General features: G+C 58.6%; 14 protein-coding genes. 6 read left to right on the top strand and 8 right to left on the bottom strand.

All coding sequences use genetic code 11. From position 1 onward, the window contains the following. Positions 1-96: 96 nt before the first annotated feature. A complete protein-coding gene (locus tag LU196_RS12800) occupies positions 97-1,347 on the top strand; it encodes a sensor domain-containing diguanylate cyclase (RefSeq protein ID WP_232757462.1) in 1,251 nt (416 codons plus the stop codon). An 88-nt stretch (positions 1,348-1,435) separates the two neighbouring features. Here the strand turns inward: LU196_RS12800 and LU196_RS12795 are convergent, their stop codons facing one another. Both LU196_RS12795 and LU196_RS12790 read right to left on the bottom strand, forming a co-directional pair. Next, on the bottom strand, positions 1,436-1,921 hold the full coding sequence (locus LU196_RS12795) for an Rrf2 family transcriptional regulator (RefSeq protein WP_232757463.1): 486 nt from the start codon (positions 1,919-1,921) through the stop codon (positions 1,436-1,438). A 159-nt stretch (positions 1,922-2,080) separates the two neighbouring features. Continuing rightward, positions 2,081-3,268 carry an MFS transporter gene (locus tag LU196_RS12790; RefSeq protein WP_232757464.1) on the bottom strand — a complete coding sequence of 396 codons (1,188 nt, stop codon included), beginning with the start codon at positions 3,266-3,268 and terminating at the stop codon, positions 2,081-2,083. 158 nt (positions 3,269-3,426) lie between these two features. On the opposite strand from LU196_RS12790, the gene tus reads away from it, so the two are divergent. Continuing rightward, the gene (tus, locus tag LU196_RS12785) at positions 3,427-4,353 is read left to right on the top strand and encodes a DNA replication terminus site-binding protein (protein WP_232757465.1); all 927 of its coding nucleotides are present in this window, start codon (positions 3,427-3,429) and stop codon (positions 4,351-4,353) included. Positions 4,354-4,385: 32 nt separating this feature from the next. Here tus and fumC read toward each other — a convergent pair whose 3' ends face one another. After that, complete coding sequence (gene fumC / locus LU196_RS12780) at positions 4,386-5,783, bottom strand: class II fumarate hydratase (RefSeq protein WP_232757466.1); 1,398 nt, start codon at positions 5,781-5,783, stop codon at positions 4,386-4,388. 192 nt (positions 5,784-5,975) lie between these two features. On the opposite strand from fumC, the gene manA reads away from it, so the two are divergent. The 3 genes from manA to add all read left to right on the top strand — a co-directional run bounded on the left by manA (position 5,976) and on the right by add (position 9,971). Continuing rightward, positions 5,976-7,151: a mannose-6-phosphate isomerase gene (gene manA, locus LU196_RS12775; protein ID WP_232757467.1), complete on the top strand. Its 1,176-nt coding sequence runs from the start codon at positions 5,976-5,978 to the stop codon at positions 7,149-7,151. Positions 7,152-7,279: 128 nt separating this feature from the next. Then, positions 7,280-8,779 (top strand): YdgA family protein, encoded by a 1,500-nt coding sequence (locus LU196_RS12770; protein WP_232757468.1) that lies wholly within the window; start codon positions 7,280-7,282, stop codon positions 8,777-8,779. A 193-nt stretch (positions 8,780-8,972) separates the two neighbouring features. Further along, a complete protein-coding gene (gene add / locus LU196_RS12765; protein WP_232757469.1) occupies positions 8,973-9,971 on the top strand; it encodes an adenosine deaminase in 999 nt (332 codons plus the stop codon). A gap of 57 nt (positions 9,972-10,028) precedes the next feature. Here add and LU196_RS12760 read toward each other — a convergent pair whose 3' ends face one another. From LU196_RS12760 to LU196_RS12740, 5 genes are all read right to left on the bottom strand, one after another. Next, entirely contained in the window at positions 10,029-11,069 is a 1,041-nt protein-coding gene (locus LU196_RS12760; protein ID WP_232757470.1) for an oxidoreductase, read from the bottom strand. 74 nt (positions 11,070-11,143) lie between these two features. Next, positions 11,144-12,061 carry an arabinose operon transcriptional regulator AraC gene (gene araC / locus LU196_RS12755; protein WP_232757471.1) on the bottom strand — a complete coding sequence of 306 codons (918 nt, stop codon included), beginning with the start codon at positions 12,059-12,061 and terminating at the stop codon, positions 11,144-11,146. Positions 12,062-12,139: 78 nt separating this feature from the next. Beyond that, positions 12,140-13,126 carry an L-arabinose ABC transporter permease AraH gene (araH, locus tag LU196_RS12750; RefSeq protein WP_232757472.1) on the bottom strand — a complete coding sequence of 329 codons (987 nt, stop codon included), beginning with the start codon at positions 13,124-13,126 and terminating at the stop codon, positions 12,140-12,142. A gap of 18 nt (positions 13,127-13,144) precedes the next feature. Next, entirely contained in the window at positions 13,145-14,665 is a 1,521-nt protein-coding gene (gene araG, locus LU196_RS12745) for an L-arabinose ABC transporter ATP-binding protein AraG (RefSeq protein WP_232757473.1), read from the bottom strand. A 97-nt stretch (positions 14,666-14,762) separates the two neighbouring features. Beyond that, the gene (locus tag LU196_RS12740; RefSeq protein WP_232757474.1) at positions 14,763-15,746 is read right to left on the bottom strand and encodes an arabinose ABC transporter substrate-binding protein; all 984 of its coding nucleotides are present in this window, start codon (positions 15,744-15,746) and stop codon (positions 14,763-14,765) included. Positions 15,747-16,111: 365 nt separating this feature from the next. Here LU196_RS12740 and LU196_RS12735 point away from each other — a divergent pair, with 365 nt between their 5' ends. Further along, positions 16,112-17,797, top strand: coding sequence for a ribulokinase (locus tag LU196_RS12735; protein ID WP_232757475.1), 1,686 nt, complete (start codon positions 16,112-16,114; stop codon positions 17,795-17,797). The last annotated feature ends 3 nt before the right edge of the window (positions 17,798-17,800 follow it).

Raw genomic sequence — 17,800 nt, 5'->3', positions numbered from 1 at the left:
CTCCACATGCGGGTACGCGGTTTGCCGCGATCGTGGAGCCTGTAAGGCGCGAGCAAGGCCAGTGCATCCCCTGAGTCAATAACGGAGCCGACTACCATGAACACCGTGAGCACACCTGGCCTTTCTGCCGTTTGGTCGACTGACGCGCAGGGAATTTGCATCGCCAGCCGGGAAAGCCCCGCCGGGTTGATGCCTGCCCTGAACGGGGTGACGCTGGCGGAATGGCTGCGCATCGCGCAGGCGGATGACGATGCCGGCGTTGCGCTGCAACTCACCGCGGCGCTGGAGGGGCTGGCGCCTTTTCATATTGAAGTGCCCATTCAGTGTCTGGACGGCACGCTGCGGCATGTGATTGTATCCGGCTTGCCAGCGAGCGTTTCTGACACCTCGCCGTCGCAGTACAGCGGCTTTGTGCTGGACATTACCGGACAGCGCAAAGCGCTGGAGGACGCGCTGCGCACGGCAATGGAGTATCGCCTGCTGATTGAAAACAGCACTGACTTGATTGCCCACTGTGACGCCAATGGCCGCTACGTCTCGATCTCCCCTTCTTATAGCGAAATGATTGGCTGGCCTGCTGATGAGATGATCGGGCAGCCGGTAGTGAATTTTTTACACCCTGACGATCGCGCTGCGGCGAGCGCGGCCTTACAGCATATTTTCAACGGTGGCGTGCAGCCGGATGTGATTGAGGTGCGTAAGCAGCACCGCGACGGGCACTATTTGTCGCTGGGCACCAAGGCCTGCGGCGTGAGCGATCCCTCAACCGGGAAGAACATCGGTGCGGTGCTGGTCTCTCGTGATATTAGTCGGGAAAAAGCGCGCATCCGCCAGCTGGAAAAATTGGCCACGCGGGATGCGCTAACCGGCCTGCACAACCGCGCGTGGATTATCGAACAGGTTGACGCGCTGCTGGCGCAAGAGAACGATCCGGCCTACACCGCCGTGCTGTTTATCGATCTCAACGGTTTCAAAGCCGTTAATGATTCGATGGGCCACGCCTCTGGCGATGCGCTGTTGCAGCAGGTCAGCAAACGACTACAGAGCCGCATCCGTCCGAATGACGGGCTGGCACGCTTGGGAGGAGATGAGTTTGTGGTCGCTGCCAGGTGCACCACGCGCCACGCCGCTGCCGCCATCGCCGAGCATTTGCTCGACAGCCTGAAGGCGCCGTTTACCCTTAACGGCCGCGCGATCTGGATTGGGGCAGCCATTGGCATTAGCTTAGCCCGTTCCGGTACGGTATCGGCCAACGCGCTGTTTGAGAAAGCAGATTTGGCCATGTATGCCGCCAAGGCGCGGCGAGACGGTTCGTATCAGTTTTATCCGCCTTCCCCGCTGCCCTAAACGCGATAAACCCTGTTAAGCGGGCTTTGCTTGGGCGTGATAAACAAAAAGGCCGTCGCGATGACGGCCCGATTCGTTTGGATGTGCATTAAAGAGGCTTTTTCGCCGACACCTCGTGTTCCGGCACCGGCAGCGGCTCGCAGTTACTGGTGTCACGCTTTTTCAGCTCGGCCAGCGCGTCGGCCACGGTGCGGGTCTCCAGCACTTTCAACGACGCCTCTTCGGCCTCGGCGGCAATGGATTTAAAATACCAGCATAGGTTGGCGCTCACGATGCAGCGCGGAGCGACATCGGGGCGTGATGCCCAGAGCTTTTTGTCTTCAATCACGGAAGTGTAGATGTCACGCAGCGTGATGTCAGCGGCCGGACGGCCCAAATGAATCGAACCGGTGCGACCGAGCGTCGAGACGATAATGCCATCTCGTGTCAGCGGAACCATCAACTTTCGAATGAAGCTGGGGTTCGCTTCAAGACCGTAGGCCAAAATAGCGCTGGTCGAGCGTTTACCCAGTTGCTCCGCCATCGCTACGCTCAAAACCATCTGCAAAGCTGTCGGGAAGCGGTAATCAAGCATTTCTTTATCCTGAGTTGCGACCTATCTTGTTGTTTTTATGCCGCGGCAGTGAGTAATCAATGAGCAATAAATATAACAAACACTGTTGCTTTTTAGAAGCCGAGACGGGTTCACAGGGCACGTATTCATCATTATCTAAGCCAGAAGCGCACAGGCTGCTTAGTTTACCGCGTTTGCTGCGGATGCCGTGAGCTTTTGCTGTAACGCCGCCACGAGTAGCAGGTTAATGAGCGCTAATCCGCACAGTAACCACAGCGTGGCCTGCGCCCCGAGTTGTTGAAACACGTATCCGCCCACCAGCGGCGTCAGCGCCTGGCCCAGCAGTGCCGGACGCGCCATGCGCCCCACCACAACCGCGTAGGCTTCAGGTTTGACCATCACCAGCGGCAAGGTGCCACGCACGATCGCGCGCAGACCATTCCCGGCACCGTAAAGCACCATACTGAACACCGCCAGGGCTGGATAACAGGCCAGCAAAAGCAATCCCAGCGCAACGAACCCAACCGAAAACCAAGTGGTACGGATCGGGTGACTACGGCGAAACGCCATATCAATCAGTCGCGATCCTACCTGACAAGGCCCGAGAATAGCGCTGATTGCCAGCGCAGAGGCAAGGGTATGCCCGCTCGCCTGCAACAATGCGATCAGCTGAACGGATACCGCCGTCATGATTACCGAGGCCAGCGTGAAAATGGCGCACAGCAGCCAGAAGAGCACGGGTGCGAGGTCGTGCTTCGCGGAGGTTTTACTGACGTTCTCCGGCACTGCAAGTGTGGATCGGTTTGGCAGTGCGAACCAATAGGTCGGCAACACCGCGAGGCACAGCAGCGCGGCAATGGCCAGGCAGGCATCGCGCCACCCCAACATGTGAATAAGTAGCGCGGTGCCAGGCCATACCAGCGAGGTACAGAAGCCCGAAATCAACGTAATGCCGGTGATGGCGCCGCGCGCCTGTATGCCGTACACCGTGCCCAGGGTGGCGAACAGCGCATCATACAACCCCATCGCCATACCCACGCCGAGAATGCCCCACGCCAACAGGAACAGCGCCAAATGGTGGCTCAATGCCATGATCGTCAACCCCAGCGCCATCACTCCCCCGCTTGCGGCCAGTAAAGTCCGCCCGTGACGCCGGGAGATCACGCGTCCACACCAGGGTGCCAGTAAGCCCGAGACCAGTATCCCCAGCGACAGCGCGCCATAAACCCACTGCTGCGACCAGCCTGTTTCCGCCACAATGGGCGCGGCCATCACCGCCATCAAATAGAACGATCCGCCCCAGGACAGAATTTGTACCAGACCGAGCGCGACCACTGCCGCAGGCGAAGGTTTTATGTGATACGTCACAGCAAATTTCCATTAACAGACAAAACAGCCTTATAGCACGGGCCTGTCGCAGGAAAAAAGCGCCCGCTGCTGTTTGAACCTATTTTGTACACCATGCTGGCACAATGGCACCCGTTAGAATAAAATGCATTGGTATGTTGTAACTATCAGGAGGATGGGTGATGCGTTATGATTTGGTTGCCGATTTACATGCCTGCGCGAACGCGCTGGAGCGGGAGTTAGGCCAGCTGCGCGCGCAGGTTGAGCAACAGCCGCTGCTGATTGCCCGTGTGTTTAGCCTGCCGGAAATTGAAAAAGGCCACGAAAATGATGAGGTCACGCACATCGCGGTGACGCAGCACCTTGGCCAGAAAGCGCGCGACATGGCGCTGGCGCATTACTGCCGACTGTTTATGCAGCATCAGTCGGAAAAAATCAGCACCAAAGCGGCGGTACGCCTGCCTGGGGCAATTTGCATTGAGGCCGATGAGTCGGCTGCCGAGCAGATTTCCCAGCAGGTAGGCACGATTAACCAGCTCAAGCAGCGCCTCGAGCAGTTGATTACCGTGGAGTCCGGCCTGCCGAGTGAAGCGCGTTTTGAGTTTGTGCACCAGCATCTGCGCGGATTGATTACCCTCAACGCGTACCGCACCATCCCGCTGCTTAACGCGCCCGATAGCCTGCGCTTTGGCTGGGCCAACAAGAATATCATCAAGAATTTGACCCGTGACGCGGTGGTGGAACAGCTGGATCGCAGCCTCAAGGCCAATCGCGCCCAAGCACCGTGGACGCGCGAACAGTGGGCGGAAAAAGTGCAGCAGGAGCGCGAAGCCATTCTGTCGCTTCCGCCGGATGCGAAACTCAAGATCAAGCGGCCGGTAAAAGTGCAGCCCATTGCGCGCGTGTGGCGCGCCAGCGAGAAAAAACAGGTGCAGCTCGCCTGCCCTTCTCCCCTGTTAGTGCTGTGCCGCGACAAAACGCAAGTGCCGGTGCTCGGTGAACTGCTGAACTACGATGCGGAGAACGTCACGCACCGCTACAAACCACAGGCGCAGCCGCTGCATTTGGTGATCCCGCGCCTGCACCTGTGGAGCGATAAACTGTAAGGGACGGGCGGCAATTGCCCGCCCGCCATCGCTTACGACTTCATACTGCCCACCATCTCTTCCGGGCGCACCCACTCATCAAACTCTGCGTCCGTCAGGTAACCCAATTTCAGCGCAGCCGCTTTCAGCGTCAGCCCTTCCTTATGTGCTTTTTTGGCGATTTCAGCCGCTTTGTCATAGCCAATGTGCGTGTTGAGGGCCGTTACCAGCATCAGCGATTCATTGAGCAGCTGATCGATGCGCGCGCGGTTGGGCTCAATCCCAACGGCACAATGATGGTTGAAGCTGTCCATGCCGTCCGCTAACAGACGAATGGATTGCAGAACATTGTGGATCACCATTGGGCGGAACACATTCAGCTCGAAGTTACCGGATGCGCCGCCCATGTTCACCGCCACATCATTGCCCATCACCTGACAGCACAACATCGTCAGCGCTTCGCACTGCGTGGGATTCACTTTACCCGGCATGATTGAACTGCCTGGCTCATTTTCAGGAATGGCGATCTCGCCAATGCCGCAGCGCGGACCGGATGCCAGCCAGCGCACGTCGTTGGCAATTTTCATCAGCGACGCCGCCAGCCCTTTCAGCGCGCCGTGCGCGTGCACCAGCGCGTCGCAAGTGGCGAGCGCTTCAAACTTGTTCGGTGCCGTCACAAACGGCTGCTGCGTAAGCTCGGCCAGCGCCTGGGCCACGCGAACGGCGTATTCGGGATGGGTGTTCAGACCGGTGCCCACCGCCGTGCCGCCCAGCGCCAGTTCAGTCACGTGCGGAACAGCGTTTTCAATGTGCCGCAGATTGTGCTCCAGCATCGCCACCCAACCGGAAATCTCCTGCCCCAGCGTCAGTGGCGTCGCATCCTGCAGGTGGGTTCGTCCAATCTTAACGATGTCCTTGAACGCCTCCGCTTTATCGCTCAGGGTCTTTTTTAGCACCGTGATCTGCGGAATGAGCTGCTCGCGCAAGGCAATCACGGCCGCAACGTGCATTGCCGTTGGAAAGACATCATTTGAGCTCTGGCTTTTATTGACATCATCATTGGGGTGCACCAGACGCGACATACCGCGCTCACCGCCGAGGATTTCGCTGGCGCGATTGGCCAGCACTTCGTTCATGTTCATGTTGGTCTGCGTACCTGACCCGGTCTGCCAAATCGCCAGCGGAAATTGATCGCTGTGCCGATCTGCGAGCACTTCGTCCGCTGCTTGCACAATCGCGTCAGCGCGGTCGGCGGGCAACAAGCCGAGATCGCGATTCACCTGCGCCGCCGCACGTTTGGTCAGCGCTAGCGCATGCACCAGCGCCACCGGCATTTTTTCGGTTGAAATGCGGAAATGCTCAAGCGAGCGCTGCGTTTGCGCCCCCCATAGCTTATCGGCGGGCACATCGATGGGTCCCATTGAGTCTTTTTCAATGCGGTTGGCTGCCATGTCGTCTTCTCCTTTGCGCAGAACATAAATGGTCGCCAGCGTTGTGACTCACCACGCGCTGGCGACGAGATTGTCACACATGCGAAGTAACCAGTATGGGAGCCGTTCGCGTTTCTTGCACATGCTCGTATACTCTGGACGGCAGGTCAGCTTTACAGCACCTGAATACGCACGGTTAGCGAGGGTTAGATCATGTTTAAGATGAATAATTCGCTGCAACACTATGCCTGGGGCAGCAAAACAGCGCTTAGCGAACGTTTTGGTATCCCTAATCCAGCGGCATTACCGATCGCAGAAATGTGGATGGGCGCCCACCCCAGAAGCTCGTCCACCATCACCCTAGGCGGTGAGCAGCGCACGCTGCGCGAGGTGATCGATGAACAGCCCATCCGTATGCTGGGTGAGGCCGTTGCCGCGCGCTTTGGCGAGTTACCGTTTCTGTTTAAAGTCCTTAGCGCCGCGCAGCCACTCTCCATCCAGGTGCATCCCGCGAAAGCCGCAGCGGAAGCCGGTTTTGCGCGCGAAAACGCCGCAGGCATTCCGCTGGATGCGCCAGAGCGAAACTACAAAGACGCCAATCACAAGCCCGAGCTGGTTTACGCCCTCACGCCGTTTCAGGCGATGAACGGCTTCCGCGAGCGTCATGAGATGGTGGCGCTGCTGGCCACGATTTCAGGCGCGCATCCGCACATTGCGCGCTTTCTGGAAACACCCGACGACGCCAATTTGGCCACGCTGTTCTCCACCCTGCTCGCGCTGCACGGCAGCGAAAAATCGCGCGCGCTGGCGATCCTGCACGCCGCGCGTCAGACGCAGGAAGGCGAGCCGTGGCAAACGCTGAACGCCATCGCCGACGTTTATCCCGACGATAGCGGACTGTTTTCGCCGCTGTTACTCAATGTGGTCACGCTGCAGCCCGGTGAAGCGATGTTCCTTGATGCTGAAACGCCCCATGCGTATCTCCACGGCGTGGCGCTGGAGATCATGGCCAACTCGGACAATGTGCTGCGCGCCGGCCTGACGCCCAAATTTATGGATGTGCCTGAACTGTTGGCGAATCTCGCCTTTCATGCCAAACCTGCCGACGGTTTGCGCCTTGAGCCGCTTAGCACGGATGATACGCAGCGGTTTCCCGTGCCGGTGGACGATTTTTCCTTTGCCGTACACACGCTCAGTGCCACTGAGCACACGCTGAATCAGCCAAGTGCCGCCGTGCTGTTTTGCATTGAGGGGGAGGCCACGCTGACGCGCGCCGATGAACGCCTGACGCTTCGGCCCGGTGAGTCCTGTTTTGTGCCCGCCTGTGACGCGCCGATACAGGTCACAGGACGTGGGCGGCTGGCGCGCGCGTTTAACGACCTGCACTGAGCGGCTGACGGCTCCGGTAAGAACTGCTATCCTTTCACTCTATTAATTCAAACGCCTACGGGCGTTTTTTCTTCACTCGTCGCACCCGCAGATCGGTGTGCGCACGCAAGGATAAGGACGACTCAGCGATGAAAAAAACCAAGGTTGCCGTAGGTGTCATTGTAGCGCTCGGTGTGATCTGGACAGGTGCCGCATGGTTTACCGGCAAACAGTTAGAAAGCCACCGTGACCAGATGCTGCAAAACGCCAATGCGCAGCTCAATGCCTACGCGCCCAACAGCCGCCTGACGCTGAGTTTCCAGGATTATCAGCGCGGTGTGTTCACCAGTAAGACCAAACTGGTGGTGCAGGCCAGCTCGCAAACCGTAGACAATCCAATTCTCAAACCGGGTCAGACGCTGGTGCTGAACGAGACCATCGATCACGGTCCGTTCCCGTTCGCGCAGCTCAAGCGCGGCAACCTGCTGCCGTCCATGGCTTCGGTGCACAGCGAGCTGGAAAACACCGATGCGGTGAAAAAGCTGTTTGAGCTGACGCAAGGTAAATCGCTGGTGATGGCCGATACTCGCGTGGGCTACGGCGGCGATACCGACACGGTGCTGCAGCTGCTGCCGGTGGACTACAGCAACGTGCAAACCGGCGATCGTTTAGCCACTAACGGCGGCACGCTGGAGGTCAGCGCCGACAGCAAAGGCGATAAAGTGAGCCTCAACGGTGACTTTTCCAGCCTTGCGGTGACCAGCAAAAATCAGGTCGCGCAGCCGGTGCTGTTTACGCTAAACGGCCTGACGCTGAAAGGTAACACCCACCTCAGCCCAGAGGGCGTGCGCGTAGGCGATCAGGACATTAAGCTGGATAAAATCAATGCCAGCATTAATGGTCAGGAAGGCATGTCGCTGGAAAAACTTAACATTGCGTCCTCTTTTGACAATAAAGACGGCAAAATCGGCGGCCAGCTGAACATGGACAGTGACAGCGTCACCTTACAGAAGCAGCCTTTTGGCTCAGCGAAGCTGGCGATGAAATTTGCCAATTTCGATGCGCAGGCGGTAAAAACCTTCTCGGATAGTTATCAAGCACAGATGCAGGATCTGCTGAACCAGCCCGGTGTGGCCGACGATCCGGTGCGTTATCAGGCCGGCGTACAAACGATTCTGCGTAATAACCTGCCCACCTTGCTGAAAGGCGCGCCCACCGTGAGCGTCGCCCCGCTGAGCTGGAAAAACAGCAAGGGCGAAAGCACCTTTACGCTCAACGTGGGCTTTAACGATCCGGCTACGGTGACAGGTGAACCACAAACGCTGGGTGCGGCGGTCGATCGCGTGCTCAAAACCCTGGACGGCAAGCTGGTGATTAATATGCCAATGGCAACGGAAACCATGCGCCACGTGGGTCTGGCAGAAGGTTATCAGGGCGACGATGCGCAGAAGCTGGCTGACCAGCAGGTGAAAGGCCTGGCGGCGATGGGCCAAATGTTCCGCCTGACGCAACAGCAGGATGACAACATCCTCACCCAGTTGCAGTACAACAATGGTCAGGTCAGCATGAACGGCGATAAAATGTCACTGGAGCAGTTCCTGTCGCGCTATATGCTGGGCGCGCCGACCAGCGAAGGTATGCCGCAGTAATACCTCATGATGTAAACGGCATGCTTCCCACCCTCGCCTCGGCGAGGGTTTTTTTTGCCTTGAACGCTGCGCGTTCTCTTCGCCAGACTGTATAGAAACCCATCACCTGCCACCGCGTTTGCGCAAATTGCTGGCGCAGTTGCGCAAGATGTCCTTAAATAGTCAGCTTTCATCCTAATCAAGCTGAAGCGACATGATTGATCCTAAACTTCCTTTGACCGATATCCATCGCCACCTTGATGGCAACATCCGCGCCCAAACTATTCTGGATTTAGGCCGCCAGTTCAACCTCACGTTGCCCGCTACGTCGCTTGAAACGCTGCGTCCGCACGTGCAGGTCACCAGTAATGAGCCGGATCTGGTGAGCTTTTTGCAGAAGCTTGACTGGGGCGTGAAGGTGCTGGGCGATTTGGACGCCTGCCGCCGCGTTGCGCTGGAGAACGTCGAAGATGCCGCACGCGCGGGCATTCACTATGCCGAACTGCGCTTTTCACCGGGTTACATGGCAATGACGCATCAGTTGCCGATTGCCGGTGTGGTGGAAGCGGTGATCGATGGCGTGCGCGCCGGCGTGCGCCAGTACGGGGTGCAGGTGAACCTGATTGGGATCATGAGCCGCACCTTCGGTGAAGAGGCGTGCCTGCGCGAGCTGGAAGGCTTGCTGGCGCACCGCGATGCCATCACCGCCGTGGATTTGGCCGGCGACGAGCTGGGCTTCCCCGGCAGTGAATTCCTGAGCCATTTCAACCGCGCGCGCGATGCCGGTTTCCGCGTCACCGTTCACGCGGGCGAAGCCGCCGGGCCGGAGAGTATCTGGCAAGCCATTCGCGAATTGGGCGCTGAACGTATCGGCCATGGTGTGAAAGCCATTGAAGATCGTGCGCTGATGGATTTCCTTGCCGAACAGCGCATCGGCATTGAGTCCTGTCTGACCTCTAATGTGCAAACCAGCACCGTCTCCGCGCTGACCAAGCACCCGCTGAAGGCGTTCTTGCAGCATGGCATCCTCGCCACCCTGAACACCGACGATCCGGCGGTTCAGGGCATTGAGCTGGCGCACGAATATACCGTCGCCGCCGTTGAGGCGGGTCTGAGCGCCGCAGAGGTGCGTCAGGCGCAGGAAAATGGTCTGACTATCGCCTTCCTGAGCGACGCCGAAAAAACCGCCCTGCGCCAACGCGCGGTGGCCTGATTCAACGCCATGCTCCCACAAAAAAGCGGCCTTGAGGCCGCTTTTTTTATGCTGCGCTTATTTCAGCGTCAGCGTTTGCCGTTTTTCCGCCGACTGCAAGCCGAGCTCAATCAGTTCCATCACCTGAATCGCCTCTTCTGCCGAAACCGGATTGGTCCCGGTGCCTGCAATAGCGTCGCGGATCGCGGCGTAATAAGCTGGGTAGTTCCCCGGCTGTGTTAGCAGCTCTTGCTCAACCATGCCGTTGCCGTCCGCCAGCGTGACGGTGCCGTTGCGCATGTCATACCCCCAGTCCTCCTGTGGCGGACGGGCGCCGGATTTGAGCCGGTCTTCCTGCGGATCAAGGCCATATTTCACAAAGCTTCCGCGCGTGCCGTGCACCACAAAGCGCGCCGACTCTGCCGCCGCCAGCATGCTGGCGTGCAGCACCACGCGTCGCGTTGGGTACGTTAGCACCGCGTGAAAGTAGTCGGTGGTTTGCGCGCCTGGGCGCAGCTCGGCCAAATCCACGTTGATGGCCACCGGCGGCCCAAACAGCTGCAGCGCCTGGTCCAGTACATGCGGTCCCAAATCATACCAGATACCGCTGCCCGGCCCCTTCATCTCGCGCCAGCGCTGACGCACTTCCGGGCGGAAGCGATCAAAGTGCGATTCAAAGTAGCGCACCTCGCCTAACGTGCCTTCAGCCAGCAGATTTTTCAGCGTCAGGAAATCGCTGTCCCAGCGGCGGTTATGAAATACAGAGAGCAGCAAGCCTTTGGCTTTGGCCAGCTGATCCAGCTCGCGTGCCTGTGACAACGTCACGGTGAACGGTTTATCCACCACCACGTGTTTGCCGGCATTCAGTGCGGCTTTGGCCAGGGGAAAATGGGTATCGTTGGGCGTGGGGATCACCACCATCTGAAGCGTGGGATCGTCCAGCAGCGCCTGCGGATCGGCCACCACCTGCACGCCCGGCCAGTCGGCGTGCACCTTGGCGGCGTCACTGCTGGAGATCGCCGCCAGCTCCATCTCTGACGTACCGGCGATCAGGGGAGCGTGGAAGGTTTTACTGGCAAAACCGTAGCCCATCAGGCCGACACGTAGTTTATCGCTCATGTTCATTCCTCTTGTCCGTTTGTGTGATTTAAGACGATCGCACGGGGAAGAACAAGGCGGAATCCCCTGAAAAATCAGGATATGGCGCGCCGCTCGGGTTGCCAGCTCTCCTGCGCCACCAGCGCGTCATGCGCATCCTGACTCCGGCGGCGGAAGTCGCTGGGGCTCACGCCCACGCGCTTGCGGAACACGCGCGAGAAGTAAAGTTGGTCGTCGTAGCCGACTTCCCGCCCCACTGACGCGATGGGCTCTTGCGTGGTTTGCAGCAGCAGCTTGGCGCGGATCACGCGCTGATCTTCCCGCCAGCGTAGCAGGTTGATCCCCATCTGCTCGCGGAACAGATGCGCCAGACGCGACGGCGACAGACACACGTGGCGCGCCACTTCGTCGATTTTTACTTCACTGGCCAGATGGCTGGTCATGTACTGGCACGCTTCAATGACGCGCGGGTCGCGGATTTGCTGATGACTGCGCGGATCTTCCTCTACGGCGCGCAGCAGCAGGCGCTCCAGCAGGTTCATCGCCAGTTCCTCGGCAAAACGGCGACCCGAGTTGTGGGTTTGCTCGATGCTGGCGAACAGGCGATCAAACTCTGCGCGCAGGGATTCCGGCAGGCGCAGGCGCCCTACACCTTGGTTCTCATCCTGCCACTGCAGCCAGTCGGTCCAATAGGCGCGTGGCCGGAAGTAGACCCAGCGGTGAAACCAGCACGGGCTGTCGGGTGCACGACCATAATAGTGCGGCGTTTTCGGCTGGAACAGCAACAGATCGCCAGGCTCGCAGTCAAAAGCCGATTCGCCGTCAAACACCCGACCTGTGCCTTTAATGGTGAGATTGAGGATGTAGCCTTTCATGCCCAGCGGGCGATCGATAAAGAAATCCAGCGCGTCATTGGCGGTAATCGGCGTTAAGCCCGCTACCAGCCAGGCGCTGAAAGGATAGCCAGGCAACAGCGGATTTTGCTGCTCATTGGGGGGTTCACGATGATACATAGCGCCCTCACGGTCACGTCAATATGCAAGCAAGTACAGGCGGCCCGCAGGCCGCCACGACAGCGGGTTATTCGCCCCTCAGACGGCGCGATTTTTCTGTTTGTAGCGGTCAAAAATCACCGCAGCTAACAGTATCAAACCGCGTACCACATACTGTGAGAATGGCGAGATATTCAATAAATTCATCGCATTCTCAACGGTGCCTAAGATCAGTACGCCAGCCACCACGTAAGAGATTTTCCCAATGCCGCCCTTGAGCGACACGCCGCCCAGCACGCAGGCCGAGATCACAATCAGCTCATAGCCTATCGACGTCATGGGCTGGCCGCTGGTCATGCGTGACGCCAGGATAATGCCTGCTGCTGCCGACACCAGACCGGAGAGGATGAAAATGATGATCCGGGTGCGCACCACCGGCACGCCCGCGAGGCGCGCCGCCTCTTCGTTACCGCCAATGGCCAGCGTATTGCGGCCAAAGGTGGTTTTGTTAAGCAGGAAGCCAAACACGATCATCGTGGCAATAGTCAGCCAGATTGGCGCCGGTAAGCCCAGCCAGTTGGCGTAGCCGAGGGTGAAGAACCGTTCATCCTCAATGCCCACGGCTTTCCCGTCAGAAAAAATATACGCCAGGCCGCGCACAATCTGCATGGTGGCCAGCGTGGTGATAAGCGCATTGATTTTCAGACGGGCGATCACGAAGCCGTTGACAAAACCCGTCACCATCCCGAGCACCAGACCGGCAGCCACGCCCAGCCACAGGCTTTCAGTCATGTTTATGACCACCGCCGTAACCACGCCCGCGCAGGCAATCACCGAGGCCACTGAGAGGTCAAAATCGCCGGATGCCAGGCAAAAAAGCATACCGCAGGCCACCATGCCGGACATGGACATCGCCAGCCCCAGGCCTTTCATGTTGATAAAACTACTGAAGTTGGGAACAAAGATGGCGCAAACAATAAACAGCAGCGCAAACACCACCAGCATGCCGAAGTTATCCCAGATACGCCCGAGCTGAAGGCCGCTGCGCGGTGCCGGTGGCGTGTTGGACGTGGTAGATGAAGCCATTCTTATTTCTCCTTTACATCAGGCCACGGCGGCCGCTTGTGAGGTTTTTGGCATTGCCAGGCTCAGCGTCAGCTGCTCCGTGGCGCTATCGTGATCCAGCTCGCCGGCAATCTCGCCTTCGCGCATGACCACAATGCGATCAGCCAGCCCCATGACTTCGGGCAGGTCACTGGAAGCAAACAGCACCGCGATCCCCTTGTTGGCCAGTTGATAGATAAGGTTATAGATTTCGTGCTTGGCGCCCACATCAATGCCGCGCGTGGGCTCATCCAGTAAAATCACGTTCATCTCTTCCGACAGCCAGCGGCCCAAAATCGCCTTTTGCTGATTGCCGCCGGAAAGGTTCATGATCAGCTGGTGCGGACCTGGCGTTTTGATATTGAGCGAGCGAATGTGCAAATCGGCGTTTTTGGCCTCCCAGCCGGACTTGATCAAACAGCCCGCGCTGAGGTTGTGGCGACGCGCGCTGATGTTGATGTTTTCCCGCACCGAGTGCACCGGAATGATGCCTTCCGCTTTACGGTCTTCCGGGCAGAGCATGATGCCTGCGCGGATAGCATCAATGGGTTCGCGGATAGTGAGCACCTTGCCGTCCAGCGTGACGGTGCCACCGCGTAATCGTGTGGCGCCAAACAGCCCTTTCATCAGTTCACTGCGTCCTGCGCCCACCAGGCCGAACAGCCCGACGATTTCACCGGCGCGCACGCTAAGTGAAATCGGGTGGCGCACGCCTTTGGCCTGCACGTTGTCCAATTGCAAGCGCACCTCGCCCAGCGGTCGCGGCGCGTAGCCATAGATATCGCCTAAATTGCGTCCCACCATCGCCTGTACCAGATCGTCATGGTGGGTGTTGCGCATATCGTCAAAGGTGCGCACGTAGCGGCCATCTTTGAATACGGTAATGGCGTCGCTCAGGGCGAAAATCTCTTCCATACGGTGTGAGACATACAGCACCGTACGCCCCTGCTCACGCAGTTGACGGATCACGCGGAACAGGTGTTCGATTTCACGCGCTGACAGTGAACTGGTGGGCTCGTCAAAGGCAATAATGCGGGCATTACGCGCCAGCGCTTTGGCGATCTCCACCATCTGCCACTGGCCCAGCGACAAATATTTCAGCGGCATATCGGGATCGATATCCATGCCGAGGTTTTTCAGCTGCAAGCCCGCCTCATAGCGCAGCAGCTTGCGGTTCACCAGTCCACGCTTGTGCGGCAGCTGGCCGAGATAAATGTTCTCCGCCACGCTCATTTCCGGCACCAGATGCAACTCCTGGTAAATGATCGCCACCCCCGCGTCGAGCGCGTCGACCGTGGTGTTGAAGCTTTTCGCCTCACCTTTGATACGAATTTCACCGCTGGTTGGCTGATAGCTACCGCTGAGAATTTTCAACAGCGTCGATTTCCCGGCGCCGTTTTCGCCCATCAGCGCGTGCACCTCCCCGGCGCGGCAGCTGAAAGAAATATCCTGCAGCGCTTTCACGCCCGGAAACGTTTTACTGATGCCATGAAAGGACAGAAAGGCTTGATCGGTTTCCATGGAACTCCCTCACGGCAACACCGCGCCAGACGGCGGCGCGGTGTTGCCGGTTAGTCAGATAATGTGCCTGAATACACCGTGCTGTAGCGCCTGCGGCTTACATCAGGCCCTTTTTGGCCAGCTCGGTTTTGAAGTTGTCGCGCGTGATCAGCACCACATCGGTCACTTCGGTAAACTTCGGTGGCGCTTCGCCTTTGGTGACCCAGTTGTAAAGCATTTGGCTGCTCTTGTAGCCGTGCACGTCCGGGCTCGGCAGCAGTGAGCCATAGAAACCGGTGGCCGCGCCTTTTGAGAGTTCACTCACCGCGTCCACACCGTTAATACCGATGCCGATAACGTCTGGCGCCTTAAAGCCCTGACCCTCGGTGGCGCGCACGCCGCCCAGCACGGTGTTATCGTTCATGCCGACAATCAGCCAGTGTTTGACTTCCGGGTGTTGCACTAACAGTGAGTTACCGGCATCAAACGCGCCGGGAATGTCGTTGGATTTGGTGGGAACCTGGTAGATTTGCTTCTCGGGGAAGCCAGCCGCTTTCAGCGCATCCATCGAACCACCGGTGCGGCGGCGCGCGGTATCCAGTTCGTTCGCGGTGATGGCCATTACCGCAGTTTGCTTCACGTCCCAGCCGCGTTTCTGCATCTCTTTATACAGCTCCTGGCCTTGTCGTTCGCCAATTTTGGTGGCCGCCATCATCACCAGCGGAACGGTGTCCATGGGCTTACCTTTGGCGGTGACGAACTGATCGTCCACCGCGATCACTTTCAGATCATAGCTGCGCGCTTTCGCCATAATCGCCGAACCGAGTTTGGGATCGGGCGTACAAATCACAAAACCTTTCGCTCCGCTGGCGGCCAGGCTGTCGATGGCGTTAAGGGTTTTTTCACCGTCTGGCACGGCAATTTTGATCACGTCGAAACCGAGGTCTTTGCCGGCTTTATCGGCAAAACGCCACTCCGTTTGGAACCAGGGCTCCTCGGGTTGTTTGACCAAAAAACCGAGTTTCATGGTTTCGGCGATAGCGGATTGTGACATAACCGCGGCGAGACCGATGGCCGCCAGCGTTTTAGTGAATTTATGCATGATGCTCTCCGGCAAAATGGTATTTTTCGCTGCTATTCAGTAATCGGTGTAAACGTTACCAATCAGAGTTCACGATTTAGCAGTGCGCAAAATCAGCGCGTTAGCTCATAGGTTGTACAAAGGCTGTGCAAACGCTGGGCTAGTTGTAGCGATAAAAGCGCGGAAAAATGTAGAGCGGTATCACATCCTAAAACGATGACAATTTTCTCCATATATTCAGCGAAATTAATCCGGCGTTAACTTTTGCTGACGATCACACATCCTCGCCGATGACAGAAAAGTGCATATTCTCAGCCAGCCGTGACTAACCGCTTTGCCGTGTGCCTCTCAGGATAGAGCCAGACCACTTACACAGGAGAATTCCAATGGGTGCTGGCGCCATAACAATTGGGCTGGATTTTGGCAGTGACTCCGTGCGCGCGCTCGCCGTGGCCTGCGACACAGGCGAAGAGCTGCAGAAAGCGGTAGTGAACTACCCGCGCTGGGCAAGAGGCGAATTCAGCGATGCGCACGTGAATCGCTTTCGCCACCATCCGCAGGACTACATTGATGCGCTCGAGCAGGCCATCGTTGCGGTGGTGCGGGCCCTCAGCGCCGAACAGCGTGCGGCGGTGACAGGCATCGGCGTGGATACCACCGGCTCCACGCCCGCCCCCATCGACCGCGACGGCCGCGTGCTGGCGCTGCGCCCGGAGTTTGCCAGCAATCCCAACGCCATGTTTGTGCTGTGGAAAGATCACACCGCAATAGAAGAAGCCGACGCGATCAACCACCTGTGCCGCAGCGGTCGCTTTAGCGATTACACCCGCTACATCGGCGGCGTGTACTCCTCTGAGTGGTTCTGGGCCAAAATTTTGCACGTTTCGCGCGAAGACGCGGCGGTGCGTGAGGCCGCCGTCTCTTGGGTCGAGCTGTGCGACTGGGTCCCTGCGCTGTTAAGCGGCAATACCGCCCCGGCGCAGCTGCGGCGCGGACGCTGCGCCGCCGGACATAAATCGCTGTGGCATCCGCAATGGCAAGGCTTGCCACCTGCCGATTTTCTGCGCGCGCTGGACCCGCTGCTGGTTGAGCAATTGGATTACCCCCTGTTTACCGACACCTATACCGCCGATGAACCGGTAGGCACGCTGAGCGCCGAGTGGGCGGAGCGCCTGGGTCTTTCGCAGCAGGTGGTGCTGTCTGGCGGGGCCTTTGATTGCCACATGGGCGCGGTTGGCGCAGGCGCGCAGCCTTACACCTTAGTGAAAGTGATCGGCACGTCGACCTGCGACATTTTGATCGCCGACAGCGAAAAAGTCGGTGACCGAGCCATCAAAGGCATTTGCGGTCAGGTGGACGGTAGCGTGGTGCCCGGTGCCATCGGGCTTGAAGCGGGCCAGTCGGCGTTTGGCGACATTTACGCCTGGTTTAGTCGCCTGCTCGGCTGGCCGCTGCAGCAGGCAGCGGCGCGTCACCCGGAACTGCAGCCGCAGCTGGCGGCCCTGCAGCAGGATATGATCCGCTCGCTCACCGAGACGTGGGCGGCGAATCCACAGCTGGATCATTTACCGGTAGTGCTGGACTGGTTTAACGGACGCCGCACGCCAGACGCCAATCAGCGTCTTAAAGGCGTGATTACCGATCTTAATTTAGGCACCGACGCGCCCGCGCTGTTTGGCGGACTGATTGCCGCGACCGCGTTTGGCGCACGCGCCATTATGGAGTGCTTCGAACAGCAGGACATTCCGGTAGACAACATTTTGACGCTGGGCGGCATCGCCCGTAAATCCCCTGCCATCATGCAGGCCTGCTGCGACGTGATGAATCGCCCACTGGACATCGTCGCCTCGGATGAGTGCTGCGCGCTGGGCGCGGCCATCTTTGCCGCCGTCGCCGCTGGCGTCTATCCCGATGTGCCCGCCGCGCAGCAGGTAATGGCCAGCCGCATTGACACCACGCTGCAGCCCGATCCGCAGCGCGTGGCCGCTTATGAGCGGCTTTATCAACGTTATCAACATTGGTGCCAGGCCGCTGAACCTCAGTATGCCGCGCGCGCCGCATCCGCTAAGTGAAGG

Origin of the sequence: Pantoea sp. Mb-10 (assembly GCF_021272205.1) — a bacterium.
Taxonomy (GTDB): Bacteria; Pseudomonadota; Gammaproteobacteria; order Enterobacterales; family Enterobacteriaceae; genus Pantoea.
Note: the sequence above shows the minus strand (reverse complement) of the source record. Positions and strands in the feature narration are given on the sequence as shown.